This is a genomic window from Streptomyces sp. M92 (assembly GCF_028473745.1).
Taxonomy (GTDB): domain Bacteria; phylum Actinomycetota; class Actinomycetes; order Streptomycetales; family Streptomycetaceae; genus Streptomyces.
Genome location: NZ_CP101137.1, coordinates 2,206,149 through 2,230,834, shown reverse-complemented (window position 1 = coordinate 2,230,834; position 24,686 = coordinate 2,206,149). Strand labels below are relative to the sequence as shown.

The window sequence follows — 24,686 nt, the reverse complement described above, 5'->3', positions numbered from 1 at the left end:
GGCACCGGGGACCGAAGGGACACGGAACAGCGTGAAAGAGTTGCGCATCAGGGTGCTGGTCGGCGTGTTCCTCGTCGCCGGCGTCCTGTCCTGGGCGGGCGCCCGCCTGTGGAACTCGCTCGGGAGCCTTCCGAGCGTCCCTCTGGCCGCCCCCGTCGTTCTCGCCCTGATCGCGGTGTTCCTGCTCGCCACCGCGCTCTCGCTGCGCGCCCGGCTGAAGGCCCAGCGGGAGCGTGTGCCGGGCGCCAAGGGCGTCGACCCGATGCTGGCGGCCCGCGCGGTCGTCTTCGGCCAGGCCAGCGCCCTGGTGGCCGCCCTGGTGGCGGGGGTGTACGGCGGCACGGCGGTCTTCCTGCTGGAGTACCTGGACGTCCCCGCCCGCCGCGACCAGGCCGTCTACGCCGGTTTCTCGGTGGTGGCGGGCATCGCCGTCATAGCGGCCGCCCTCTTCCTGGAGCGCGTCTGCCGCCTCCCGGAGGACGACGACCACCAGGGCACGGCCACGGCGGCCTGACGCCCGTCCGCCGGACGCCCGCTCGGCCCGGCCCCGGCGTCAGCGAGCCATGATCAGGCTCATCGCCTCGTTGCGCGTGGCGACGTCGCGCAGCTGCCCGCGCACCGCCGACGTCAGGGTCTTCGCCCCGGGCTTGCGGATGCCGCGCATCGACATGCACATGTGCTCGCACTCCACGACGACGATCACGCCCTGCGGCTCCAGGATCTTCATCAGGGAGTCGGCGATCTGCGTGGTGAGACGTTCCTGCACCTGGGGCCGACGGGCGTAGACGTCCACCAGGCGGGCCAGCTTGGACAGGCCGGTGATCTTGCCGTTGGTCGACGGGATGTAGCCGACGTGCGCCACCCCGCGGAACGGGACGAGATGGTGTTCGCACGTACTGAACACCTCGATGTCCTTCACCAGGACCATCTCGTCGTGCCCGAGGTCGAACGTCGTCGTCAGCACATCCTCGGGCTGCTGCCACAGTCCCGCGAATATCTCCCTGTACGCCCGCGCCACCCGCGCCGGCGTCTCCCTCAGCCCCTCGCGGTCCGGGTCCTCGCCGACCGCCATCAGCAGTTCGCGTACGGCGTTCTCGGCCCGCTTCTCGTCGAACTCGCCGATCTGGCCCTCGCCGTCCAGCGTCACGGGGTCGGTCATCTGGTGCCTCGTTCCTGTCCTGTCCTGCGGTCGGCACACGGAAATGCCGCGCCCCCCAAGGCTAGAACCTGGGGGGCACGGCATACATTCCGGGCCTGGCGGGGCCGCCGGGAGCAGCCGGGTCAGCTCTCCGGACGGTCCTCCGGGGCTCGTTCCGGTGCCGGGGCCGGCTCCGGCGTGGCGCTCTTGGCCGTGGAGATCGCCGCCGACGCGCCGTTGGTTCCGTTCGTCAGGGCGAGCTCCTTGGGGGAGAGCACCGGCGGACGGGTCGACGGCGTACGGCGCGAGGAGCCGGTCCAGGCGGGCCGGGACGGGCGCTTGACGATCTGGGAGAAGATCTCGGCGATCTCCTCCTTGCCCAGCGTCTCCTTCTCCAGCAGCGCGAGGACGAGGTTGTCGAGGACGTCGCGGTTCTCGACCAGGATCTCCCAGGCCTCGTTGTGCGCCGTCTCGATGAGCTTCTTGACCTCCTCGTCGACCAGCGCGGCGACCTCTTCCGAATAGTCGCGCTGGTGGGCCATCTCACGCCCGAGGAACGGCTCGCTGTTGTCGCCGCCGAACTTGATCGCGCCGAGGCGATCGGTCATGCCGTACTGCGTGACCATCGCCCGAGCGAGGCCGGTGGCCTTCTCGATGTCGTTGGCCGCGCCCGTCGTCGGGTCGTGGAAGACAAGCTCCTCGGCCGCGCGGCCGCCCAGCATGTAGGCGAGCTGGTCGAGCATCTCGTTGCGCGTGGTCGAGTACTTGTCCTCGTCCGGGAGCACCATCGTGTAGCCCAGGGCCCGGCCTCTGGACAGGATGGTGATCTTGTGTACCGGGTCGGAGTTCGGCGAGGCCGCCGCGACCAGGGCGTGACCGCCCTCGTGGTACGCGGTGATCTTCTTCTCCTTGTCCGACATGATCCGGGTCCGCTTCTGCGGGCCCGCGACCACACGGTCGATCGCCTCGTCCAGCATGTGGTTGTCGATCAGCTTCTGGTCGCTGCGGGCCGTCAGCAGGGCGGCCTCGTTCAGCACGTTGGCCAGATCGGCACCGGTCATGCCGGGCGTACGGCGGGCGACGGCCGACAGGTCGACGTCCGGGGCGACCGGCTTGCCCTTCTGGTGGACCTTGAGGATCTCCAGACGGCCCTGCATGTCCGGACGGTCGACGGCGATCTGCCGGTCGAAACGACCGGGGCGCAGCAGCGCCGGGTCGAGGATGTCGGGCCGGTTCGTCGCGGCGATGAGGATCACGCCGCCCTTGACGTCGAAGCCGTCCATCTCGACGAGCAGCTGGTTCAGGGTCTGCTCGCGCTCGTCGTGACCGCCGCCGAGGCCGGCGCCGCGGTGGCGGCCGACCGCGTCGATCTCGTCGACGAAGACGATCGCCGGGGCGTTCGCCTTGGCCTGCTCGAACAGGTCGCGGACCCGGGAGGCACCGACACCGACGAACATCTCGACGAAGTCGGAACCGGAGATCGAGTAGAAGGGCACGCCCGCCTCGCCCGCGACGGCCCGCGCGAGCAGGGTCTTGCCGGTACCGGGCGGGCCGTACAGCAGCACGCCCTTGGGGATCTTGGCGCCGACGGCCTGGAACTTGGCCGGCTCCTGCAGGAACTCCTTGATCTCGTGGAGTTCCTCGACGGCCTCGTCGGACCCGGCGACGTCGGAGAACGTCGTCTTGGGAGTGTCCTTGGTGATGAGCTTGGCCTTGGACTTGCCGAAGTTCATGACCCGGGAGCCGCCACCCTGCATCTGATTCATCAGGAACAGGGCGATGACGATGATGAGGACGAAGGGAAGCAGGGTGATCAGGATCCCGACGAACGGGTTCTGCTTCGACGGCGACACCGTGTAGCCGTCGGGGATCTGCTTGTCCTGGTACTTGTTCTGCAGGGTGCTGGCGAGCGTCTCGCCCTGGTCGCCGATGTAGCTCGCCTGGACCTTCGAGCTGCCCTCGACCTCTTCGCCGTCCTTGAGCTGAATCTGGATCTTCTGCTCGTCGCCGGTGGTCAGCTTGGCCGACTCGACCCTGTTGTCGTTGATCGCCTGGACGACCTGGCCCGTGTCCACCGTCTTGTAGCCGCCGGACGAGCCGACGACCTGCATCAACACGACCACGGCAAGGACGGCCAGCACGATCCACATGATTGGCCCACGGAAGTATCGCTTCACGTCCATCCTCCGGAGCGGTGGCGCCCCGTCCCTCCTGCCATAGTGAGTTTGATAAGACAGTTCTTCTGACGGTACCCCAGCGGGGCGGCCCTCAGCCGCACGGGACCGCCGGCGTCCCGTCTGCATGCTTCAACGGCGCGGGGGCCTCCGGGGTTCCCGGCCGCCCCCGAAACGCCGCGGAGCGCGCCACAGGGCCGTGTCAGCCGCCGTAGACGTGGGGCGCGAGCGTACCGACGAACGGCAGGTTGCGGTACTTCTCGGCATAGTCGAGGCCGTAGCCCACGACGAACTCGTTGGGGATGTCGAAGCCGACCCACTCCACGTCGATGGCGACCTTCGCGGCGTCGGGCTTGCGCAGCAGCGTGCACACCTTGAGGGAGGCGGGCTCGCGCGAGCCGAGGTTGGAGATCAGCCAGGACAGGGTCAGGCCGGAGTCGATGATGTCCTCGACGATCAGGACGTGCTTGCCCTTGATGTCGGTGTCGAGGTCCTTGAGGATCCGCACCACGCCGGAGGACTGGGTGCCCGCGCCGTACGAGGACACCGCCATCCAGTCCATCGTGACGGGGGTGGACAGCGTGCGCGCGAGGTCGGCCATGACCATCACGGCGCCCTTGAGCACGCCGACGATGAGCAGGTCCTTGCCCGCGTACTCCGCGTCGATCTTCGAGGCCAGCTCGGCCAGCTTCGCGTCGATCTCTTCCTTGGTGATGAGTACCTTCTCGAGGTCGGCACCCATGTCGTTCGCGTCCACCCGCATCACTTTCGGTCGTCCCACCGGCCACTCCGGAGCGCCCCGGCGATCCGTGTACGGGATCGGTGGGAGGGTCCGGATTCAGCCTTGCCGAATCACCAGTCTGCCACCCTGCCGCCGGGCGACGACTTTGCCGGGGAGGTTGATGGCTCCCTGACCGCGCCAGCCGGTGATCAGCCGGTCGACTTCCTCGATGTGGCGGGCGAACAGGGCGCCGGCCGGAGCACCGGCGTCGATGGCGGCGCGGCGCAGGATCCGGCGGCGTACGGCGGGCGGCAGGGCGTAGAGCTTGGCGCACTCCAGCACACCGGAGGCGTCGCGGACGCCCGCCTCGGCCTGCCGGGCCCAGGTGTCGAGGGCGTCGGCGTCGTCCCGGGAGAGCTGGGCCGTACGGGCGAGGGCCTCGACGACGCCCTTGCCGAGGGCCTTCTCCAGGGCGGGCAGACCCTCGTGACGCAGCCGGGAGCGGGTGTAGGCCGGGTCGGCGTTGTGCGGGTCGTCCCAGACGGGCAGGGACTGGACCATGCAGGCCTTGCGGGCGGTCTGCCGGTCGACCTGGAGGAAGGGACGCCGGTAACGGCCGCCGGCCCCCGAGACCGCGGCCATGCCCGACAGGGAGCGGATGCCGGAGCCGCGGGCGAGGCCCAGCAGGACGGTCTCGGCCTGGTCGTCGCGGGTGTGGCCGAGCAGGACGGCGGCGGCTTCGTGGCGGGCGGCGGCGGCGTCCAGGGCGGCATAACGGGCGTCGCGGGCGGCGGCTTCGGGCCCGCCCGCGCGGCCGACGCTCACGGCGGTGGCCTCGACGGGGTCCAGGCCCAGTTCGCGCAGGCGCAGGACGACCTCTTCGGCGCGCAGGTCGGAGCCGCTCTGCAGGCCGTGGTCGACGGTGACGCCGCCGGCGCGGACGCCGAGGCGGGGGGCCTCGAAGGCGAGGGCGGAGGCGAGCGCCATGGAGTCGGCGCCGCCGGAGCAGGCCACGAGCACGAGCGGCGACGGCGGGCGCTCGGGCATGCGCTCGGCGGCCGTCGCAGCGGGTACGCCGGCCGTGGTGTTCAGTTCGGTGAGGATGTCGTGGAGGACGCGGCGGACCGCCAGGCGTATCGCCGCGACCGCAGGATGGGGACCCATGTCCGGTGCCCTTCATGAAGTTGTCGGGGGGTGAGCCCGAGGTTCGGTCACACAGAGTGTGTAGATGGTGACAGAAACGGGCCGTTCCCCGAGCATCGCACGCCTGTCGAGAGCCCACGGTCCCTCGGACGGGTGATTGGAGGGGCGTTCGACTGCCGTCGGCCGGATTCGTTCACGCCCGATCCCCGGGGCTCACGACTCCGGCTTGCGGTGCACCCGCGCGATCCAGTCCGCCGGTTTGGAGATCTCCGCCTTGGTGGGGAGGGTGTTGGGCGAGGTCCAGACGCGGTTGAAACCGTCCATGCCGCACTCCTCGACGACGGCCCGCACGAAGCGTTCGCCGTCCCGGTACTGGCGGAGCTTGGCGTCCAGGCCGAGCAGCTTGCGCAGCGCCAGGTCGAGGCGCGAGGCGCCCTTGGCACGGCGCTGCTGGAACTTCTCGCGGATCTCCCCGACGCTCGGCACGACCGCCGGGCCGACCCCGTCCATCACGAAATCGGCGTGCCCCTCCAGGAGCGACATCACGGCGGTGAGGCGGCCGAGGACCTCCCGCTGGGCCGGGGTCTGCACCAGCTCCACCAGCGACCGGCCGCCGTCGTCCTCCTCGCCCTCGGGGCGTCCCCCGGCGAGGGTCTGGGCGGCCTCGCGGACCCGCTCCAGCACGGTCATGGGGTCGACGTCGGTCTCCGAGAGGAACGACTGGATTTCGCCCTCCAGGTGGTCGCGCAGCCAGGGCACCGCAGTGAACTGGGTGCGGTGCGTCTCCTCGTGCAGGCACACCCAGAGGCGGAAGTCGTGCGGGTCGACGTCGAGTTCGCGCTCGACGTGCACGATGTTCGGCGCGACCAGGAGGAGCCGGCCACCGCCGTTCGCGCCCGCGGGCAGCTCGCGGGTGGCCGGGGCGAAGGTCTCGTACTGGCCGAGGACCCGGGAGGACAGGAAGGACAGCAGCATGCCCAGCTCCACGCCGGTGACCTTGCCGCCGACGGCGCCGAGGACCGCGTTGCCCGCGCCGCCGCCGCGCCGCTCCTCCATCTTCTCCAGCAGCGGCTTGAGGATCTCCCGGAACCCGGCGACGTTCGCCCGGACCCAGCCCGGGCGGTCGACGACGAGGACGGGGGTGTCGTGGGCCTCCTCGGTGGCCAGGCGGGTGAAGCCGCGGACGTGCTCCTCCGAGGACTTGGCGTGGCGGCGGAGCTCTGCGACGACGGCCCTGGCCTCGTCGCGGCTCACCTCGGGGCCCGGCCGTACGAGCCGGGTCGCGGTCGCCACCGCGAGGTTCCAGTCGACCATGCCGGAGGATGCGCCGATGCTCGTCATTCCTCAACCGTACGTGAGCGCTGCCGCTGGGGGCAGGCTGTGGCGGGCGGTGGGGTGGGGGGCTCGGGGGAACCCGCGTTGGTGCGGGGCGGGGGTGGGCGCGCGGCCCGACGCGGCGGGGTGCCGCTGCGCCCACCCGTCCGCCCCGGCGGCACGACTGCCCGCAGCCGCGGAGGGGGACGGCTACGGCGGCCCGGACGCCAGGGCCGTAGCCAGCCGGTCCAGGGCCGCCTGGGCCTCCCACGCGTTCGTCGTGTCCGAGGCCAGGAAGGCGAAGCCCAGGAGGCGGCCGTCGGGGGTGGCGACCGTGCCGGCGAGGGTGTTGACGCCCGTCAGGGTGCCGGTCTTGGCGCGTACGACACCGGCCGCGCGGTCCGTGTAGCGGCCGCTCAGGGTGCCGGTGAAGCCGGCGACGGGCAGGCCGGTGAGGACCGGGCGGAGCTCGGGGCGGGACGGGTCGGCGGCCTCGGCGAGCAGGGCGGTGAGGAGGCCGGCGGTGATGCGGTCGGTGCGGTCCAGGCCGCTGCCGTCGTGGAAGCGGGCGCCGTCCACGGGCAGGCCCAGTTGCTTCAGGCGGGCCGTGATCGCCGCCGAGACCCCGTCGAAGTCGGCGCTCTCGCCGCTCGCCAGGGCGGTGTGGCGGGCCAGGGCCTCGGCGAGGTCGTTGTCGCTGTTGGTCAGCATCCGCTCGACCAGCGCCGACAGCGGGGGTGAGGAGACGGTGGCGAGGGTGTCCGCGCGGTCGGTGGCCTTGGAGGGGCCCGGGGCCGACGCGGTGACGCCGTGCCGCTCCAGGAACTCGGCGAAGGCACGGGCGGCGTCGGCGGCCGGGTCGGGCACGCGCGGGGCGGGGCCGCTGACGGAGTCGTCCGTGCGGCCCTCGTCGGCCATCAGGGCGGTGACGCGGGCGAGGTTCTCGTTGACTCCGATCGGGTGCATTTCCGTACCGGCGTAGAGCGTCGTGTCGTACGACAGCGTCACCTCGCGCACGTCGCGCTTCTTCAGGGCGGCGGCGGTCCTCTCGGCGAGGGTGCGCAGGCTCGCGAGGCCCCGGGCGTCCTTCCGCGCGGTGAGCGTGGGGTCGCCGCCGCCGACGAGGACGAGTTCGCCGGTGTCGGTCTCCAGGGCGGTGCGGGTGGTGAGGCGGTGGTCGGGACCGAGGGCGGTGAGCGCGGCGACGGCGGTGGCGATCTTGGTGGTGGAGGCGGGGGTGAGTGCCGTGTCGGCGCTTCGGCCGTAAAGGCGCTCGCCGGTGGTGAGGTCCACGACGGCCGCCCCGCGGCCGCCGAGCGCCGGGTCCTCCGTCAGCGGTCCGAGGACGTCGGCCAGGGGAGTGCCGCCGGGCACGGCCTCGGCGCCGCGCGGGGCGCCGTCCGCCGTGCCGCCGAGGCCGGTGAGGACGGACGGGGCGCTGGGCGCGGGGCGCGGCGAGCCGGACGTCGTACCGGAGCCGTCCGGTCCGCGGCCGTGATCTGCGCCACCCGTGCGCTCCAGGGCGACGGCCCGGTCCCGCTCGGCCGTACGCTGACCCCTGGAGTCCCAGGGGCCGGCGGCGGTCACCACACCGGCGGCCAGTGCCAGCCCGGCCGTGGCGGCACCGGCGGTGTACTGCCAGGTCTTGGGCCTCGTGACCCGGTCGAGCTGCGGCGCCGTGGCCCGTGCGAACCGTGCGAACCGCGGTCGGACGGCACGCGCGGCCCGCGCCACACGCGGTCCCGCGGCCCGCCAAGGCCTCAGCTCTGGCACTACCACCAGCCCCTTTCGCGATCACACACCTGCGTGAGGGACACTTAACCACCAGAACTGTGTGCTGATCATGGAGGAGCGTCCGGTGGAGTTCGACGTCACGATCGAGATCCCGAAGGGTTCGCGGAACAAGTACGAGGTGGACCACGAGACCGGTCGTATCCGCCTGGACCGCCGCCTGTTCACCTCGACCGCCTACCCGACCGACTACGGCTTCGTCGAGAACACCCTCGGCGAGGACGGCGACCCGCTGGACGCGCTGGTCATCCTGGACGAGCCGACGTTCCCGGGCTGCCTGATCCGCTGCCGCGCGATCGGCATGTTCCGGATGACGGACGAGGCCGGCGGCGACGACAAGCTGCTGTGTGTCCCGTCGACCGACCCGCGTGTGGAGCACCTGCGTGACATCCACCACGTCTCGGAGTTCGACCGCCTGGAGATCCAGCACTTCTTCGAGGTCTACAAGGACCTGGAGCCCGGCAAGTCCGTCGAGGGCGCCGACTGGGTGGGCCGCACGGACGCCGAGGCCGAGATCGAGCGGTCCTACAAGCGCTTCAAGGACCAGGGCGGCCACTGAGCACGCCTCCTGAATCCCTTCCGTAACGGGCCGCACGCGCACGCGTGCGGCCCGTTACGCGTTTGGGTGCGCATACTGAGGGCTACAAGGGGGTGTGTCGTACGAGGGCCCAGGGAGCGTTTCGCAGGTGACGGAGGCGGAGGACCGCAAGCCGCAGTCGGACGAGGCGCGCAGTGCCTTCCGGCCGCCCGTCGGCGTCGGCGCGCCGGTCGACGACGAGTCGTCGACGACGTCCGAGTTCGAGATCCCGCAGGGGCTGGCGGTGCCCCGGCACGCCGGCACGGAGTCCGAGACGACCTCCGAGTTCGCGCTGCCGGAGGGGCTGGACGCGCCGTCGGGAACGCCCGCGGACTTCGAGGGCTCGGCGTTCAGCATGCCGAGCACGTACCACGCGTGGTCGCCGGCCACCTTCACCCCGGCGAGCGGCATCCCGGCGGTCAACCTGACGGACGTGCCCTGGCAGGACCGGATGCGCGCGATGCTGCGCATGCCGGTGGCCGAGCGGCCCGCGCCCGAGCCGTCGCAGAAGCACGACGACGAGACCGGCCCCGCCGTGCCGCGCGTGCTCGACCTGACGCTGCGCATCGGGGAGCTGCTGCTGGCGGGCGGTGAGGGCGCCGAGGACGTGGAGGCGGCGATGTTCGCCGTCTGCCGCTCCTACGGCCTGGACCGCTGCGAGCCGAACGTCACCTTCACCCTGCTGTCGATCTCCCACCAGCCGTCCCTGGTCGACGACCCGGTGACGGCGTCCCGGACGGTGCGCCGCCGGGGCACCGACTACACGCGGCTGGCGGCCGTGTTCCACCTGGTGGACGATCTCAGCGACCCGGACACGCAGATCTCCCTGGAGGAGGCCTACCGGCGCCTCGCGGAGATCCGCCGCAACCGTCACCCGTACCCCACCTGGGTGCTGACCGTGGCAAGTGGCCTGCTCGCGGGCGCGGCCTCGCTGCTGGTCGGTGGCGGGCTGACCGTGTTCTTCGCGGCGATGTTCGGCTCGATGCTCGGCGACCGGCTGGCGTGGTTGTGCGCCGGGCGCGGGCTGCCGGAGTTCTACCAGTTCGCGGTGGCCGCGATGCCGCCGGCCGCGATGGGCGTCGTGCTGACGGTGACGCACGTCGACGTGAAGGCGTCGGCGGTCATCACCGGTGGCCTGTTCGCACTGCTGCCCGGGCGGGCGCTGGTCGCGGGGGTGCAGGACGGCCTGACCGGCTTCTACATCACCGCCGCCGCACGTCTGCTCGAGGTCATGTACTTCTTCGTCAGCATCGTCGCCGGGGTGCTGGTGGTGCTGTACTTCGGCGTCCAGCTGGGCGCCGAGCTCAATCCGGACGCCAAGCTGGGCACCGGTGACGAACCGTTCGTGCAGATCTTCGCCTCGATGCTGCTGTCGCTGGCCTTCGCGATCCTGCTCCAGCAGGAACGGTCCACCGTGCTGGCGGTGACTCTGAACGGGGGCGTCGCCTGGTGCGTCTACGGCGCCATGCACTTCGCCGGCGGCATCTCGCCGGTGGCCTCCACGGCCGCCGCGGCAGGGCTCGTGGGCCTGTTCGGGCAACTGATGTCCCGGTACCGGTTCGCGTCGGCGCTGCCGTACACGACGGCCGCGATCGGCCCGCTGCTGCCCGGTTCGGCGACGTACTTCGGTCTGCTGGGGATCGCGCAGAGCGAGGTCGACTCGGGGTTGCTGTCGCTGTCCAACGCGGTGGCGCTGGCGATGGCCATCGCGATCGGCGTGAACCTGGGTGGGGAGATCTCGCGGCTGTTCCTGAAGGTGCCCGGCGCGGCGAGTGCGGCGGGACGCCGGGCGGCGAAGCGGACGCGGGGGTTCTAGCGCCGGGCGCCTACGAGCTCGGGTGGTGCTGCACGTCGGCGGCTGCCGGCTCGCTGGGGCCGGTCGCGCCCACGCGGCGGAGCCGCATGTCGATGCGGCCCCGCGCCCCTGGGCGGGGTTCAGCGACCCTGGTTGTAGGGGTACTGGCCGCCCTGCTGGTCGTACGGCTGCTGGGCGTACGGCTCCTGGTACTGCTGGGGCTGCTGCGGCTGCTGGTACGGGTCCACCCTGCGGAGCTGGGTCGTGGCGTCGTCCATCACCGGGTACGCGGGCTGGGGCTGCTGCCAGCCCTGGGGCGCCGCGGGCTGGGGCGCCGCGGGCTGGGGAGCCGCCACGGGCTGCTGCTGCTTCTTCTTGCGCTCGCGCAGGTACTCGATGGCGATCGGGACGACCGAAAGAACAACGATCAGGACGAGGATCGGCTCGACGTTGGTACGGATGAACTCGATCTGGCCGAGCCAGTAGCCCGCGAGGGTGACGCCCGAGCCCCAGGCGACGCCGCCGATGACGTTGTACGTGAGGAAGGTGCGGTACTGCATGCGGCCGGCGCCGGCCACGATGGGGGCGAAGGTGCGCACGATCGGCACGAAACGGGCCAGGACGATCGCCTTGGGGCCGTACTTCTCCATGAACTCGTGCGCCTTGTCCAGGTTCTCCTGTTTGAAGAGCTTGGAGTCGGGGCGGTTGAAGAGCTTGGGGCCGAGGAACTTCCCGATCATGTAGCCCACTTGGTCGCCGATGACGGCGGCCAGCACGATCAGGGTGCACACCAGCCACAGCGGCTGGCTGATGTACTCGCCCTGGGCGACGAAGAGCCCCGCCGTGAACAGCAGCGAGTCGCCGGGCAGGAACGCGAAGAGTCCGGACTCGGCGAAGACGATGAGCAGGATGCCCGGCAGAGCGAAGGTCTCGATCAGGTAGTCCGGGCTCAGCCACTCGGGGCCGAGCGCAAGCGTGGTCACGGGATTGTGGCTCCTGCTGCTGGGGGAGGCGGGCTGGGACTGGCTGCCCTAACGTATCAACGCAGCCGTCGGGTCCCGGGTTCCACCGGGCCCCGGAGCGTGCGCTGCCCCGGTCCGGAAGACCCGGTAACCGTGGACCCAGAAGAATACGGCGGCGCACCTCCCCCTGAGGCCCCTTGGTCCCGCCCGCTCGTCACCCCCGGTGTCACCCCTGGGCGGCCGGAGAGGCCGTGGCGTGTGCGGCGGCCAGTTCCGCGCCCTTCTCCTGCTGGGCGAAGACGTAGAGGAGCGCGGGGTGGGTGGCGCCGAAGGCCAGCACGAAGCGGTTGAGGCCCATGAACTGCCCGATGCCGAGGTGGAAGAGCGTCATCGAGCCGAGGAACGCCTTGGCCGCGGGCTTGGGCAGCACGAAGACCAGCGGGAAGGACACCTCCGCGGCGATCGTGCCCCAGGTCACCAGCTTTCCCACCACCGGGTACCGGTGTACGAGCCGGTAGACACGCTGGTCACCGTAGTTGTGCGTACGGATGACCCCATTGAACGCCTCACCGCTGAGCCACACCGGGGAGACGAGCTTGACCACGCCGGAGGCGACATAGGAGATGGTCGTCTCCAGGGCCAGCGCGCGCATGGCCACGTCACGGGCCTTCTCGCCGTCCATGAAGGTGCCGGTCGAGGCGAGGACGACGTTGATCACCTGCTGCAGCTGGTCCGCTCCGTCGCCCCCGTAGGGGGAGCGCAGCCGGCCGGCCGCGCCCGTCACCGCGAGCACGGCACTGCCCGCCGTCCGGACTCCTCGCCTGTGGCCCCAGACCAGGGTGGCGGCGGAGGCACCGGCCTGTATCCCGTACAGGGCCACCGCCGCCTTCTTGGACTCGAGGGCCCGCGTCAGCCGTGGAAAGCGCTTGGCGAACTTGGGGCGCGTGTTGCCCAGCTGGCCGCTCAGCATTTCGCCGTCTTCGAACTTACGTGACTGGCTCAGCATTTCCAGTGCGGAGACCAGCGTGCCCAGCGAAGCCACTCGGCGTGCCGTGACCTCGGGTGGAGCGCTGAGGAACATGGATGGGTGCTCCCGGTGATGTGATGCGTGCGAGTACGGTGGAAACGAAAGCGGCGGCACGGTATGCGTATCGGGCGTACCGTGCCGCCGCGTCTTTCATCCGGCCCGGCCGACGATGCCGGTCAGCACCGCCCGCCGGCCGATGGTTCAGCCCGCGAGGTCGTTCGTGATCTCGTTCAGCGCGTAGGCGGTGGCGGAGGTCACGGCGACGCCCTCGGGGGTCGCGAGGGTGGCCAGCGGGGTGAGCATGGTCGGCGTCGCGTCGTTGCCCATGCGGCCCGGGGTCACGTCGGTCAGCTCGGCGTTGGCGAAGTCAGCCACGACAGACATGGTGTTCCTCTTTCTCTGCGGTTTCTCAGGAATAAACTCGTAGCGAGTTCTCCAGCCGTTCGGCGGGAGGGCGCGGACTCACGCGGCACGTGGCGTGCCGAGTGAGCTCGCAGCTTCCAGTCGAGAGGGCTGTCCGAGTCGCTATGCGGCGAGAGACGGTGCCCCGGCAGGGGTGACGTCTCCCTCCAGCGGGAATTCCAGGGACACGAAGGCGGGTTCGATGTTCCGGTCTTCGGGGCTGGTGGGATACGAGTGCAGCAGCATGAACTGGCTGTGCGAGGCGCCCGGGGAGTGCGGCAGGTGCAGCTGGATGTAGCGGGCCAGCAGCCGGTAGCCGGACGCCGTCGTCACGGGGAGCACCGCCGATCCGAAGGCGACCGCCTGCGCGAGGGTGTGCTGGGTCGCGTCGAACAGGGCCTTCGGGCTCCGGTTGCGCGCGTTCCATGCCAGCGCGTACCACGGCCGGTCCTGGACGATGGGGACCTCCGTCCATGCACCGGGCTCGCCGTCCGTGATGTCGCGGTAGAGCAGGTGGGCGTCCTTGACGCCGGGGTTGGGTCCGAAGAAGCGCCAGTTCGGGGTCGGGATCCGTAGCTTCCCGCGACGCAGCAGTCCGTCGAAGCGCTGCTCGGGGATCTGTGCCACCGCGGTCGCGACCAGCCATGCGGCGAGCGACGTGGTGACGACGGCCGTCTTCACGCGTTCCGGGTTCACTTTCATGACCGCGCCAACTGCTCCTTCCGACCGGTGACGTCCCCGTCGGCCCGGTGCTCCGTGGTGGACGGCTGCCACGCCGGTCCGAGCGGGCCGGCCGGTGGTTCACCAGCGATCAGTCCCGCCACCTCTTCGGCGTGCTTGGGCACGGCGAGGAGGGATTCGTGGTCGGAGCCGAGGACGAAGTGATGGCGGGCCCGCTGGGAGATGACCGCCAGCCTGGCCTGTACACCGGCGTGCAGCGTGTTGTCGCCGATGTTGTTCTCCGCCGTGATCACGGTCAACGGGCAGTCCAGCTCGGACAGTTCCGGATAGGTCTGGGCGTCCCGGTACTCCCGGTGGGCCGTGGCCCAGGTACCGGGGGTCGCCAGGAACGCCCGGTAGCTCCGGTTGATCTCCGGGCGATACTGCTGGTGCGCGTTCATGGCGGGGCGGAAGACCGACAGGCCGGTGGCGGCGAAGACCTGCTCCATCACCATCCGCTGGTGGGACCAGCGGTCGACGTCGGTCCGGCGGGCGTGGCGCAGGCTGACCACCTCGGTGGCGTCGATCATGACCACGTGGGACACGCCCTCCACCGCGTCCGGGTACATCGACGCGTAGGCAGCAACGAAGTACCCGCCCAGGGAGTGCCCCGCCAGGACCACGGGAAGTTGGGGCAGGTAGGTGTCGCGCAGTTCCTGGAGGAGTTCGAAGCGCGGCTCCAGGCCGTACCTGGTGTCCGGCGTGCTGAGCCCGTAGCCGGGGCGGTTGAAACGCACGTACCCCATGTCGGCGGGGAGCGCGTCGCACACCCAGTCCCAGTACTCCTGGGGTGCGCCCATTCCGTTGTCGAGCAGAACGGCCCGCCGCGCCTGCGGAGGAATGTGCACCTCGACCTCGACGAGGCTTCCGTCCGGCCGCTCGTGGAGCATGCAACGCCGCGCACGTTCACGTGTACCGGTGAACCGCGTTATCGCACCGGCCAGAAGGCTGGTGCCGGCCAATCCGGCCATGCCGGCGGCAAACTGGCGTTCCAAAGACGCCACATTCCCTCCCCCGTGATGTGAAGTGACTATCTGCCCGGAAGGCTAACACCCGCTTCCGTCATCAATTAATGAGTTAGTTGACCAGGCGCCCGGGACGCGTTCTTCCCCGAGGCTGCGGCGGCCGTACGACCGGACCGCGGCCGTACTTTCGCAGCTCCATGTACAGCTCGCCTATCGTCGCCTTCAGCATGGCATTTTCTTTGGTCAGCTCAGCCATCCGGGACTCCCCTACGGCGCTTCTTCCGCTTTCACCGGCCAATCCGTTACGCCCTCCCTCAATAAACTGCCTGCGCCAATTCGACACCGATTGTTCGGATACCCCGGCTTCCCGTGCGGCTTCGGCCGCTGTCAGTTCGCCGCTCATCACCCTGAGCACCAGGCCGAGTTTCTTGTCTGTCGGAAGTACTGGCGGACGCCCCATGTGAAACCCCTCATAGCCGACCGTTTGCCGTGTGTACCGTGTTCAGGGCTTGACGTAGCTGCACATGAACAGTGGTGCGGTCTCGCTGTAGGGCGTGCCGTCCCACCGCGACATCCGGGCCTCGGGCTCCAGTCCGGCCGCGCGGGCGTAGCCGTCGACGTCGTCCGGTGTGGTCAGACGGGTGAGTTCGCTGCCCACCCGGGTGGTCCCGTCGCTCTGGTAGAGGATGTGCGAGCACTGCCACAGGCCACCGTCGAGCAGGGTGGAGTGCGTCTGCACCCCCGTGCCCGGCTCCGGGTAGGGAACGAAGTAGGTGGTGCGGGCCCGGCCATCGTGCAGGTCCACGATCGCCGGCTTGTTGTGCGTCTCGATCACCAGCCGGCCACCGGGAACCAGCAGGTCGGCCGCGCGCCGCACGGCTCGCTGCTGATCATCGGGTGTCGTCAGGCACGAGAGGGTCGCGCACACGCAGTACACCAGCCCGTACCGGGCCGGTGAGGTGTAGGTGCGGATGTCCCCGTGCACCGGGGCGACGTCCCCGCCCTCCTTCAGCTTGACGCGCAGCGCGTCGAGCATCTCCGGGGAACTGTCCACGCCGGTCACCCGGCCGACGTCGCGGGAGAGCGGGATGGCGATCCGCCCGGTTCCCACACCGAGTTCAAGGGTCCCGGACGCGGGATCGGGGTGGCGGTCCCGCAGCCCCTTCACGGCTTCGCGGGTAACTCTTCCATCCGGGATCAACCGGTCGTACCAGCCCTCGAACTGTCGGCCGTACCCTATATCTTCAACTCCGTTTTCCATTGTTCCCCCTCATCCTGTCCCCACTGCCTAACCGGTGAGATCGCCATGAAGCCGGGGGTTGGAACCGGGCGGAACGAGGTACCTCGGCTGGATCGGTCACGATATCCGCAACCGGCCGTACGACTGGTCGAACATCGTACGGTAACGCCTCAACGAAAGCCTGTGGGGAGACTTCGTTGCCTCACCGTACCAAACGCGATCTTGCCTGTTCCATGGAAAACCGTCGTGGTTTTCGCCACCCGTCGGCGAGCCGACGGGAGTTGTCTCAGCATCAGCCCCACGGCGCTTCCCGCAACTACACGGGAGGAGCGAATGCGAGTGACGCCGGGCCGGGTCCCAAGTCGGGTTCGTCACGTATCCCGAAACAGTGCCGGAGTGCGGAGAGCGCCGCCAGGTAACCCGACATTCCGTGCACGCTGGGCCCCGGCGGAGTGGCAGAGGAACACAGGAAGACTCCGGGCAGCGGAGTGCGGTAGGGATCGAGACGCGGCACCGGTCTCGCGAGGCTCTGCCGAAGCGTCATGGCGCCGGAGCCTATGTCCCCGCCCACGTAATTGGGGTTGTACGCCTCGTAGGCGGCGGCGGGCACGGAACGGTGGGCGACCACGGTGTCGCCGAACCCGGGTGCGTAGCGCTCGATGCCGGCCCGCACAAGGTCGTAGGGATCGGTGGGGTCGCCGTTCGGGACGTGCGCGTACGCCCACAGCGGGCGTTTGCCGGGCAGGGCCCGCCCGGGATCGACCACTGCCGGGTCCACCACCAGGATGAACGGCTTCCCGGTCCGCACTCCGCGGGCGTTCGCCGTCTCCTGCCGCACCATCTCGGCGTACGTGCCGCCCAGGTGTACCGTGCCGGCGCGGCCCACCGCGGGGTCGGCCCAGGGGACCGGTTCGGACACCAGGAAGTCGACCTTGGCGGCGCCCGGACCGTAGCGGAACCGCCCCAGGGCGCGCCGGTAGGCGCTCGGCAGCCGGTCGCCCGCCAGGGCCAGCAGCCCCTTGGGGCTGGTGTCGAGCAGCACGGCGCGGGCGCCGCGCAGTTCTGCCAGGTCCATCACGTGGTGTCCGGTGTGCAGGACACCGCCGTGCGCCGTGATGTCCTCGGCCATCGCCTGGGCGATCCGGCCGCTGCCGCCGCGGGGCAACGGCCACCCCGTGCCGTGCGCGAGGTGGCCCAGCAGCATGGCCACCGCCGACGACGCGAGGCTCGGCAGCCTGCCGACCGCGTGCGTGGCGACGCCCGCGAGCAGGGCCGGCGCCTCCTCCCCCCGGAAGCTCCGCACGCCCAGTCCGCTGCCGTGTACCGCCACCCGGCTCGCCAGCAGCAGGGCCGCGGCGGGGTCCCGGGGCAGCCTGCGCTGTCCGGAGAGGACGAGATCGACGACCGCTTCACTGCGCTCGAGCAGCGGGCTCATCAACCGGTGCCAGGCCGGACCGTCGGCACCCAGACGCGCGCAGGTCTCGGCGAGCGAGCGGTAGGCGAGGGCGGCCCGGCCACCGTCCAGCGGGTGGGCGTAGCCGATCTCCGGCTGCAGAAGCTCGACCCCGCGGGCCGCCAGGCCGAACGCGCGGAAGAACGGCGACGCGGCGGCCATGGGGTGGACGGCGGAGCAGAGGTCGTGCACGACACCGGAGTCGAAGAGGGAGGCCGTGCGCAGCCCTCCGCCGATGGTGTCGGCCGCCTCGTGAAGCTCCACGCGCAGTCCGGCACGGGCGAGGACCACGCCGGCCGCGAGGCCGTTGGGTCCGGTACCCACGATGGCGACGTCCGTTGTGCTCACCGGTACTCCTCATGTGTGACGGGCCGGAGCCGAATCCTGTGCTCGGCCGACCGGGGGCCGGCGTCCAGCTGGGCCCCGGCCAGGCGGCGGTAGAGCTCGTCGTGTTCCATCAGTTCGTGGTGCGCTCCGGTGGCCCGGACCCGGCCCTCTTCCAGCACCACGATGCCGTCGGCGTCGATCACCGTGGAGAACCGATGGGCGATGGCGATGACCGCGCAGCGCCGGGAGACCCCGCGCAACACGGCACGGAAATCCCGTTCCGAGTCGGAGTCGAGGTGGGACGTGGCTTCGTCGAGCAGCATGACCGCGGGCCGTTGCAGCAGTGTGCGGGCGATGCTCAGACGCTGGCGCTGACCGCCGGACAGCCCGCTGCCCTGGTCGCCGAGTTCGGTGTCGAGGCCGCGCGGGAGCCGGGCGATCACCGGGGTGAGGCCGGCCAGCTCCACCGCCTCCCGGATGGCGGCGTCGTCGGCGTGGGGGCTGGCGTAGGTCAGGTTGTCCCTGATGGTTCCGCGCATGGCCGCGCTGTCCTGCTGCACGTAGCCCACCAGCGTGCGGACCGTGTCGAGGGGCAGCGTCTCGATGTCCTGCCCGCCGAGCCGGACGCGGCCGCCGTCCGCCGTGTGGAAGCGTTCGATGAGCTGGAACAGGGTGGTCTTGCCCGCCCCCGACGGCCCGACCACCACCGTCAGCCCTCGCGCCGGCACGCTGAAGGAGACGCCCTTGAGTACCTGCGTCCGCTCCGCGTCGTTTCCGCGGCGGTAGGAGAAGCGGACGTCGCGGAACTCGACCGCCGGTTCGTTCGGGGGCAGCCGCACAGGGGGAGGGGAGGGCACCCTGCCCCCGGACGGCCCGGCGTCCTCCTGGGGCAGACGGGCGAGTTCGTCCACCCGCTGGACGGCGGCCCGTCCCTGGACGAACTGGCCCACCCCCATGAAGAACATCACCAGCGGCGACACCAGTTGGAACAAGTACATGATGAACGTGGTCAGGCCGGCCATGTCCATCTCGCCACGGGCCACCCGCGACATCCCCACCCCCACGACCACGGCCAGCGCGCCCTGCGTGCCGACATTCATGGACGGCATCAGCAGGGCGTTGTAGGCGCTGACGCGTACACCCGAGCGGCGCGTCCGCTCCGCCAGCTCTCCGATGCGGTCGGCTTCGCGGCTCTCGGCCCGGGATGCCTTCACCGTGGGCAGTGCGGCGAGCACCCGCTGAACGTCACTGGCGAAGGCGCCGGTGTCGTCGCGGTTCTCCAGGGCCACCCCGCGCAGTCTGCGGGCGAGCACGACGGAGACGACGCTGGCGGCTCCCAGGCAGCTGAGGGTGATGACCATCAGCCAGAAATCGATGAGGAACATCAGCACGACGCCGCCGACGACCGTGGCACCGCTGACGATCAGCTGGGCGAGGCTTTGCGACAGGGCGATCCGCACCAGCGAGGTGTCGGTGACCGTGCGAGTGAGGATGTCCCCTTGGGACTGCCTTGCGAATGCGGTGAGATCGGCCCGCAGCAGCCGTCCGACGAGGATGCGGCGGACATCGAGGACGATGTTCTCCCCGGCCCGCCCGATGGTGTAGGCCTGGAGCGCGGAGAAGAGCGCGCCGGCGCAGAACAGCCCGACGAGCGTGACGACGGGGCCGGTCATCGGGGTGCCCCGGCCCGCCGCCTGGATCAGTTCGCCGATGGCCCAGGGCTGGGCGAGCGAGGCGCCCACGCCCAGCAGGCCGAGCAGTACGCCGGTGAACAGCAGGCGGGAGTGCTGCCTGCTGACGCGCGCGACCGATCCGGCGCCTTTCGCGGCCCCGGCTCCCGGGCTCGTCTGCTCCCTGTGGCCCAGCACCAGCGCTCCCCCCGCTTTTCCGACGGTCACGGTGAACGTGGCGGTACCGGGTGGTCAGCCCTGCCGCACGAGCCCGTCGTCAAGGCGACCGAACGTAACACGCGGGACAGGCCTCAAGTTATGGGTAAATTGACCGGTCGGCCTTCGATTGCGCGACTGCTGGAAGCCGAGGACCGCACAAGGGAAAGTAACGACCCTGTGCCGACGTGGGCATCGGGACGGCGGCCCACCTCCTCGGCCGCCGTCCCGGTGGGCGTCACGCCCGGTGCCGGGCGGCGTTCGCGAGGATCGCGTCGCGCATGTAGGCGGCGAGGCCGGGCCTCGCGGCGTCGATGTTTCGCGTGAAACGTTCGTCCGAGACGTACATCTCGCCCAGGCAGGTGTGCATCTCGTGCCCGCAGTCGTAGTGGTTGCGGGTGATCCCCTGCCGGTGGTCCTCGGCGGCGTCCATGGCCGCCTCGGAGTCGGCGGGCTCACCGGCCTCCATCAGGGCGACGAAGCGCCGGGTGAGCTCGTCGGCCTCGTTCTGGATGCGCTGCCAGTCCTCCTTGGTGTAGGAGGCGGTCTTCTGCCGCGACTGGCGGTAGGCGTCGGTGTCGCCCCAGCGTTCCTGGACCTCCTCCTGGTACTGGTCGGGGTCGAAGTCGCCGAAGACCTCGAACTTCTCCTCGGGCGTGAGGTTGATGCCCATGCTGCGTGCCTCCATGGCGTGCTCCACGGCCGCCGCCATCTTCTCCAGCCTCTCGATCCGGGCGGTCAGCAGCTCGTGCTGGCGGCGCAGGTGCGCACGCGGGTCCGCGTCCGGGTCGTCGAGCAGGACGGCGACCTCGTCGAGGGGGAAGCCCAGCTCCCGGTAGAACAGGATCTGCTGCAGCCGGTCGAGGTCGGCGTCGTTGTAGCGCCGGTGGCCCGCGCGGCTGCGCTCGCTGGGTACGAGCAGACCGATGTCGTCGTAGTGGTGCAGGGTGCGCACCGTCACTCCGGCGAAGCCGGCCACCTGTCCCACGGAGTAGCTCACTTCCGCTCCCTTCTCTGGCGCCCTCCACGCTGCCGCCTCACGCGACGTGAGGTGCAAGCCCGGGTGCGCGGCCCGGGTCCCGGACCTACCGTCGGTCACATGCCACTGCATCACGGGCCCCACCCGCCGCAGGACGCAGAGCGCGCCCGGCGCCGGCTCGCCGTGAACCCGTTCCACGGCCAGGCGAACCCCCTCGGCGGCATGACCGAGGCCCCGCCCACGCACCGCCTCCCCGACTCCCCGCTGCCGCCGCAGACCGCGTACCGCCTGGTCCACGACGAGCTGATGCTCGACGGCAACGCCCGGCTGAACCTGGCCACCTTCGTCACCACCTGGATGGAGCCCCAGGCCGGGGTGCTGATGGCCGAGTGCCGCGACAAGAACATGATCGACAAGGACGAGTACCCGCGCACCGCCGAGCTGGAGCGGCGCTGCGTGGCGATGCTCGCCGACCTGTGGCACGCGCCGGACCCGACTGCGGCCGTGGGCTGCTCGACGACCGGGTCGAGCGAGGCGTGCATGCTGGCCGGGATGGCGCTGAAGCGGCGCTGGGCGCTGCGCAACGCCGACCGGTACCCCTCCAAGGACGCCCGGCCCAATCTCGTGATGGGTGTGAACGTCCAGGTCTGCTGGGAGAAGTTCTGCACCTTCTGGGAGGTGGAGGCCCGGCAGGTCCCGTTGGAGGGCGACCGCTTCCACCTCGACCCGCGGGCCGCCGCCGAGCTGTGCGACGAGAACACCATCGGGGTCGTCGGCATCCTCGGCTCCACCTTCGACGGGTCCTACGAGCCGGTCGCCGACCTGTGCGCCGCCCTGGACGCCCTCCAGGAGCGGACCGGGCTCGACGTCCCGGTCCACGTCGACGGCGCCTCCGGTGGCATGGTCGCGCCCTTCCTGGACGAGGACCTGGTGTGGGACTTCCGGCTGCCGAGGGTCGCGTCGATCAACACCTCGGGGCACAAGTACGGGCTGGTCTACCCGGGCGTGGGCTGGGCGCTGTGGCGGGAGGCGGACGCGCTGCCCGAGGAGCTGGTCTTCCGGGTCAACTACCTGGGCGGCGACATGCCGACCTTCGCGCTGAACTTCTCCCGGCCCGGCGCGCAGGTGGTCGCGCAGTACTACACGTTCCTGCGGCTGGGGCGGGAGGGCTACCGGGCGGTGCAGCAGGCGTCGCGGGACATCGCGCGGGGGCTCGCCGACCGGGTGGCGGCGCTCGGCGACTTCCGGCTGCTGACGCGCGGCGACCAGCTGCCGGTCTTCGCCTTCACCACGGCCGGTGACGTGACGGCGTACGACGTGTTCGACGTCTCCCGGCGGCTGCGGGAAGGCGGCTGGCTGGTGCCCGCGTACACCTTCCCGCCACACCGCGAGGACCTGTCCGTGCTGCGCGTGGTGTGCCGCAACGGCTTCTCGGCCGACATGGCGGACCTCCTGGTGGAGGAGCTGGAACGGCTGCTGCCGGAGCTGCGCCGGCAGCCGCACCCGCTGACCCGGGACAGGGGTGCGGCCACCGGTTTCCACCACTGAGACCGGTGGTCCCGCCACTGAGACCGGTGGTCCCGCCACTGAGACCGGTGGTCGCCGAAGCCGCGGCTACCGGCTCAGACGGGCGAAGCGGCGTACCGCCAGCGGGAAGAACACCGCCAGGATGGCCAGCGGCCACACGACCGCCGCCCACACGTGGCCGCTCTCGCCGCCGGGGCTGCCGAACAGGTCGCGTACGGCGGTCGCGGTCTGGGACATCGGGTTCCACTGGACGAACGTGCCCAGCCAGCCCGGCATGGCGTCCGGGGTGGCGAAGGCGTTGGAGAGGAAGCCGACCGGCCAGACCAGGATCTGCACCGCCTGCACCATCTCCGGCTTCCCCGCGACGAGGGCCAGGTGGATGCCGACCCAGAGCATCGCGAACCGGAAGAGCAGCAGCAGGCCCACCGCGCCCAGGAAGGCGCCTGCGCTGCCGTGCGCCCGCCAGCCGAGCGCGTACCCGACGGCGAGCAGCACCGCGAGGCCGGCCACCGACTGGAGCATGTCGGCGGCCGAGCGGCCCACCAGCACCGCGCCGTTGGTCATGGGCAGGGAGCGGAACCGGTCGACGACGCCCTTGTCGAGGTCCCGGGTGACGGCGATCATCGTGCCCTCCAGGCCGAAGGCCATGGTGAGCGCGAGCATCCCGGGGACGAGGTAGTCGACGTACTCGCCGCTCACGCCGCGGCCGCCGCCGACCAGGTAGCCGAACATCAGCAGCAGCATGACCGGGAAGACCAGGTTGACGACGACCGGGACCGGCTGCCGCGCCCAGCGGGCCAGCTCCCGGCGGGTCATGGTCCAGGAGTCGGTCAGGGCGAAGGTGGTCACGCGGCCTCCTTGATGCGGTCGGGACGGTCGGTGAGGTGCAGGAAGACCTCGTCCAGGGTCGGGCGGCGCAGGGCCACGTCCTCGGCCTCCAGACCGGCCTCCTGCAGCGCCCGTACGACGCCTGCGAGGGCCGTCATCCGGTCGGTGACGGGTGCGCTGATCAGTCGGCGGTCGGCGTCCACGCGGGCGTCGGTGAGCGGCAGCAGGGCGAGGGCGGCGCCGAGCTGCCCGGCGTCGCGCAGGACGATGTCGACGCGGTCGCCGCCGACGACGGCCTTGAGTTCGTCGGCCGTGCCGTCGGCGACGACCCGGCCGGCGTCGACGACCGAGATCCGGTCGGCGAGCTGGTCGGCCTCCTCCAGGTACTGGGTGGTGAGCAGGACCGTCGTACCGCCGCCGACCAGGGAGCGGACGGAGTCCCACACCTCCGCCCGGCCGCGCGGGTCGAGGCCGGTGGTCGGTTCGTCCAGGAAGAGCACCTCCGGGTCGGTGATGAGGGACGCGGCCAGATCCAGGCGGCGCCGCATGCCGCCGCTGTAGGCGCTGACCGGTTTGCGTCCGGTCTCGGTGAGGTCGAAACGGGCCAGGAGTTCGTCGGCACGCGCGCGTGCCCGGCGGGCGCCCAGGTGGTGCAGGCGGCCGAACAGCTCCAGGTTCTGCCGGCCGCCGAGCTCCTCGTCGAGCGCGGCGTGCTGACCCAGCAGGCCGATGCGCAGGCGCACGGCGTACGCCCGGGTGACGACGTCGTGGCCGGCCACCTCGACGCGTCCCGCGTCCGGGCGGAGCAGGGTGGACAGGATGCGGACCAGGGTGGTCTTGCCCGCGCCGTTCGGGCCCAGGATCCCGTGCACCGTGCCCCGCGCGACCGTGAGGTCGAGACCGTCCAGCGCGTGCTTGACGCCGTACTTCTTGCGTGCCCCTTCGACGGTGATCGCCGCGTCGGTCACTTACTCTCCTCGAAGCTCGGTTAGTCAAACTTGACTACTTGCTCGCGGAGAGCGTATGCCCGTCGAGGCGCTTAGTCAAACTTGATTAGTCAAGATGATCCGTCAACCCCGGTCTCCGGGGTGCGGCTCCCCCGCCCCGTACGGGTTCTCCTCGCCCTCGCCCAGGACCCCGACGAACGGCTCGCCCTCTCCGGCGAAGGTGTACGCACCGCCCCGGATGCGCTCGATCAGCGCGCGGGTCCACTCGGCGCCGGTGTCGGCGGAGTGCACCCAGAAGTTCATGATCTCGCCGATGTGGCCCAGCTGTGCGGGGCCGTCCTCGGGCGTGTAGTACTCGGTGACGGACCGGCGCCACTTCTGGATGGCGCGGATCCGCTCCTCGAGGAGGCCGAGCACCTCCTCGCGCCCGAGGTCGACCATGAGACCGAGCCCGGCGGAGAGCACGTCGGGCTTCTGGTCGTAGGCGGTGAGGGACTCCCTGAGCAGGGTGAAGTACTCCTCCGTGCCCTGCTCGGTGATCTCGTACTCGGTGCGCGGCGGGCCGCCGGCGGTCGACGGGGCGATCTCGTGCGCGTGCAGCAGGCCCTGCTTGGCCATCTGCTTCAGCGCGTGGTAGATCGAGCCGGGCTTGGCGTTGGACCACTCGTGCGCGCCCCAGTACTCCAGGTCGTTGCGCACCTGGTAGCCGTGGGCCCGACCGTGCTGGCGGACCGCGCCGAGCACCAGGAGACGGATCACTGACATGGGTC

Annotated in this window: 23 protein-coding genes; 4 read left to right on the top strand and 19 right to left on the bottom strand. The window is 70.9% G+C overall.

Going from position 1 to position 24,686, the window contains the following annotated elements:
• Positions 1-31 precede the first annotated feature (31 nt).
• Positions 32-514: a DUF3180 domain-containing protein gene (locus M6G08_RS10110; protein ID WP_272586836.1), complete on the top strand. Its 483-nt coding sequence runs from the start codon at positions 32-34 to the stop codon at positions 512-514.
• A gap of 39 nt (positions 515-553) precedes the next feature.
• On the opposite strand, the gene folE is transcribed toward M6G08_RS10110, so the two are convergent.
• The 6 genes from folE to dacB form a co-directional block, all read right to left on the bottom strand.
• Positions 554-1,159: a GTP cyclohydrolase I FolE gene (gene folE, locus M6G08_RS10105; RefSeq protein ID WP_272586835.1), complete on the bottom strand. Its 606-nt coding sequence runs from the start codon at positions 1,157-1,159 to the stop codon at positions 554-556.
• Between the two features lie 122 nt (positions 1,160-1,281).
• Positions 1,282-3,321, bottom strand: a complete 2,040-nt coding sequence (gene ftsH / locus M6G08_RS10100; RefSeq protein WP_272586834.1) for an ATP-dependent zinc metalloprotease FtsH — start codon at positions 3,319-3,321, stop codon at positions 1,282-1,284.
• Between the two features lie 193 nt (positions 3,322-3,514).
• A complete protein-coding gene (gene hpt, locus M6G08_RS10095) occupies positions 3,515-4,054 on the bottom strand; it encodes a hypoxanthine phosphoribosyltransferase (RefSeq protein ID WP_272591300.1) in 540 nt (179 codons plus the stop codon).
• A 96-nt stretch (positions 4,055-4,150) separates the two neighbouring features.
• On the bottom strand, positions 4,151-5,197 hold the full coding sequence (tilS, locus tag M6G08_RS10090) for a tRNA lysidine(34) synthetase TilS (protein WP_272586833.1): 1,047 nt from the start codon (positions 5,195-5,197) through the stop codon (positions 4,151-4,153).
• A 192-nt stretch (positions 5,198-5,389) separates the two neighbouring features.
• Positions 5,390-6,517: an Rv3626c family coenzyme F420 biosynthesis-associated protein gene (locus M6G08_RS10085; protein WP_272586832.1), complete on the bottom strand. Its 1,128-nt coding sequence runs from the start codon at positions 6,515-6,517 to the stop codon at positions 5,390-5,392.
• A gap of 183 nt (positions 6,518-6,700) precedes the next feature.
• Entirely contained in the window at positions 6,701-8,269 is a 1,569-nt protein-coding gene (dacB, locus tag M6G08_RS10080; protein ID WP_272586831.1) for a D-alanyl-D-alanine carboxypeptidase/D-alanyl-D-alanine endopeptidase, read from the bottom strand.
• Positions 8,270-8,348: 79 nt separating this feature from the next.
• Here dacB and M6G08_RS10075 point away from each other — a divergent pair, with 79 nt between their 5' ends.
• Both M6G08_RS10075 and M6G08_RS10070 read left to right on the top strand, forming a co-directional pair.
• A complete protein-coding gene (locus M6G08_RS10075; RefSeq protein WP_007452023.1) occupies positions 8,349-8,840 on the top strand; it encodes an inorganic diphosphatase in 492 nt (163 codons plus the stop codon).
• A 127-nt stretch (positions 8,841-8,967) separates the two neighbouring features.
• Complete coding sequence (locus M6G08_RS10070) at positions 8,968-10,674, top strand: threonine/serine exporter family protein (protein WP_272586830.1); 1,707 nt, start codon at positions 8,968-8,970, stop codon at positions 10,672-10,674.
• Between the two features lie 119 nt (positions 10,675-10,793).
• Here the strand turns inward: M6G08_RS10070 and M6G08_RS10065 are convergent, their stop codons facing one another.
• The 10 genes from M6G08_RS10065 to M6G08_RS10020 form a co-directional block, all read right to left on the bottom strand.
• Positions 10,794-11,636 (bottom strand): DedA family protein, encoded by an 843-nt coding sequence (locus M6G08_RS10065; RefSeq protein WP_272586829.1) that lies wholly within the window; start codon positions 11,634-11,636, stop codon positions 10,794-10,796.
• Positions 11,637-11,841: 205 nt separating this feature from the next.
• The gene (locus M6G08_RS10060) at positions 11,842-12,696 is read right to left on the bottom strand and encodes an HTTM domain-containing protein (RefSeq protein WP_272586828.1); all 855 of its coding nucleotides are present in this window, start codon (positions 12,694-12,696) and stop codon (positions 11,842-11,844) included.
• A 147-nt stretch (positions 12,697-12,843) separates the two neighbouring features.
• Positions 12,844-13,026 (bottom strand): linaridin family RiPP, encoded by a 183-nt coding sequence (locus M6G08_RS10055; protein ID WP_107063874.1) that lies wholly within the window; start codon positions 13,024-13,026, stop codon positions 12,844-12,846.
• A 141-nt stretch (positions 13,027-13,167) separates the two neighbouring features.
• Positions 13,168-13,746: a hypothetical protein gene (locus M6G08_RS10050; RefSeq protein ID WP_272586827.1), complete on the bottom strand. Its 579-nt coding sequence runs from the start codon at positions 13,744-13,746 to the stop codon at positions 13,168-13,170.
• Entirely contained in the window at positions 13,743-14,654 is a 912-nt protein-coding gene (locus M6G08_RS10045; protein WP_272586826.1) for an alpha/beta fold hydrolase, read from the bottom strand. Before M6G08_RS10045 ends, M6G08_RS10050 begins: the two co-directional genes overlap by 4 nt.
• Before the next feature lie 187 nt (positions 14,655-14,841).
• On the bottom strand, positions 14,842-15,189 hold the full coding sequence (locus M6G08_RS10040; protein ID WP_272586825.1) for a helix-turn-helix domain-containing protein: 348 nt from the start codon (positions 15,187-15,189) through the stop codon (positions 14,842-14,844).
• Between the two features lie 42 nt (positions 15,190-15,231).
• Complete coding sequence (locus tag M6G08_RS10035) at positions 15,232-15,990, bottom strand: class I SAM-dependent methyltransferase (RefSeq protein ID WP_272586824.1); 759 nt, start codon at positions 15,988-15,990, stop codon at positions 15,232-15,234.
• 295 nt (positions 15,991-16,285) lie between these two features.
• Positions 16,286-17,770 carry a phytoene desaturase family protein gene (locus M6G08_RS10030; RefSeq protein WP_272586823.1) on the bottom strand — a complete coding sequence of 495 codons (1,485 nt, stop codon included), beginning with the start codon at positions 17,768-17,770 and terminating at the stop codon, positions 16,286-16,288.
• Positions 17,767-19,617, bottom strand: a complete 1,851-nt coding sequence (locus M6G08_RS10025; protein WP_272586822.1) for an ABC transporter ATP-binding protein — start codon at positions 19,615-19,617, stop codon at positions 17,767-17,769. The genes M6G08_RS10030 and M6G08_RS10025 overlap by 4 nt, the downstream gene beginning before the upstream one ends.
• 256 nt (positions 19,618-19,873) lie before the next feature.
• Positions 19,874-20,635 carry a MerR family transcriptional regulator gene (locus M6G08_RS10020; protein WP_272586821.1) on the bottom strand — a complete coding sequence of 254 codons (762 nt, stop codon included), beginning with the start codon at positions 20,633-20,635 and terminating at the stop codon, positions 19,874-19,876.
• A gap of 99 nt (positions 20,636-20,734) precedes the next feature.
• Between M6G08_RS10020 and gad the strand changes: the two genes are divergently transcribed.
• Positions 20,735-22,162: a glutamate decarboxylase gene (gene gad, locus M6G08_RS10015; RefSeq protein ID WP_272586820.1), complete on the top strand. Its 1,428-nt coding sequence runs from the start codon at positions 20,735-20,737 to the stop codon at positions 22,160-22,162.
• A gap of 66 nt (positions 22,163-22,228) precedes the next feature.
• On the opposite strand, the gene M6G08_RS10010 is transcribed toward gad, so the two are convergent.
• From M6G08_RS10010 to M6G08_RS10000, 3 genes are all read right to left on the bottom strand, one after another.
• Positions 22,229-22,990, bottom strand: a complete 762-nt coding sequence (locus M6G08_RS10010; RefSeq protein ID WP_272586819.1) for an ABC transporter permease — start codon at positions 22,988-22,990, stop codon at positions 22,229-22,231.
• Positions 22,987-23,937: an efflux ABC transporter ATPase subunit, DrrA-related gene (locus M6G08_RS10005; protein ID WP_272586818.1), complete on the bottom strand. Its 951-nt coding sequence runs from the start codon at positions 23,935-23,937 to the stop codon at positions 22,987-22,989. The genes M6G08_RS10010 and M6G08_RS10005 overlap by 4 nt, the downstream gene beginning before the upstream one ends.
• 102 nt (positions 23,938-24,039) lie before the next feature.
• On the bottom strand, positions 24,040-24,681 hold the full coding sequence (locus tag M6G08_RS10000; protein ID WP_272586817.1) for a PadR family transcriptional regulator: 642 nt from the start codon (positions 24,679-24,681) through the stop codon (positions 24,040-24,042).
• Positions 24,682-24,686 lie beyond the last annotated feature (5 nt).

Excerpts from the sequence above, each read along its gene's own strand:
- folE (WP_272586835.1), bottom strand. The coding sequence starts at position 1,159 with ATGACCGACCCCGTGACGCTGGACGGCGAGGGCCAGATCGGCGAGTTC.
- ftsH (WP_272586834.1), bottom strand. The coding sequence starts at position 3,321 with ATGGACGTGAAGCGATACTTCCGTGGGCCAATCATGTGGATCGTGCTG.
- hpt (WP_272591300.1), bottom strand. The coding sequence starts at position 4,054 with ATGGGTGCCGACCTCGAGAAGGTACTCATCACCAAGGAAGAGATCGAC.
- tilS (WP_272586833.1), bottom strand. The coding sequence starts at position 5,197 with ATGGGTCCCCATCCTGCGGTCGCGGCGATACGCCTGGCGGTCCGCCGC.
- M6G08_RS10085 (WP_272586832.1), bottom strand. The coding sequence starts at position 6,517 with ATGACGAGCATCGGCGCATCCTCCGGCATGGTCGACTGGAACCTCGCG.
- M6G08_RS10060 (WP_272586828.1), bottom strand. The coding sequence starts at position 12,696 with ATGTTCCTCAGCGCTCCACCCGAGGTCACGGCACGCCGAGTGGCTTCG.
- M6G08_RS10055 (WP_107063874.1), bottom strand. The coding sequence starts at position 13,026 with ATGTCTGTCGTGGCTGACTTCGCCAACGCCGAGCTGACCGACGTGACC.
- M6G08_RS10050 (WP_272586827.1), bottom strand. The coding sequence starts at position 13,746 with ATGAAAGTGAACCCGGAACGCGTGAAGACGGCCGTCGTCACCACGTCG.
- M6G08_RS10045 (WP_272586826.1), bottom strand. The coding sequence starts at position 14,654 with ATGCTCCACGAGCGGCCGGACGGAAGCCTCGTCGAGGTCGAGGTGCAC.
- M6G08_RS10040 (WP_272586825.1), bottom strand. The coding sequence starts at position 15,189 with ATGGGGCGTCCGCCAGTACTTCCGACAGACAAGAAACTCGGCCTGGTG.
- M6G08_RS10035 (WP_272586824.1), bottom strand. The coding sequence starts at position 15,990 with ATGGAAAACGGAGTTGAAGATATAGGGTACGGCCGACAGTTCGAGGGC.
- gad (WP_272586820.1), top strand. The coding sequence starts at position 20,735 with ATGCCACTGCATCACGGGCCCCACCCGCCGCAGGACGCAGAGCGCGCC.
- M6G08_RS10000 (WP_272586817.1), bottom strand. The coding sequence starts at position 24,681 with ATGTCAGTGATCCGTCTCCTGGTGCTCGGCGCGGTCCGCCAGCACGGT.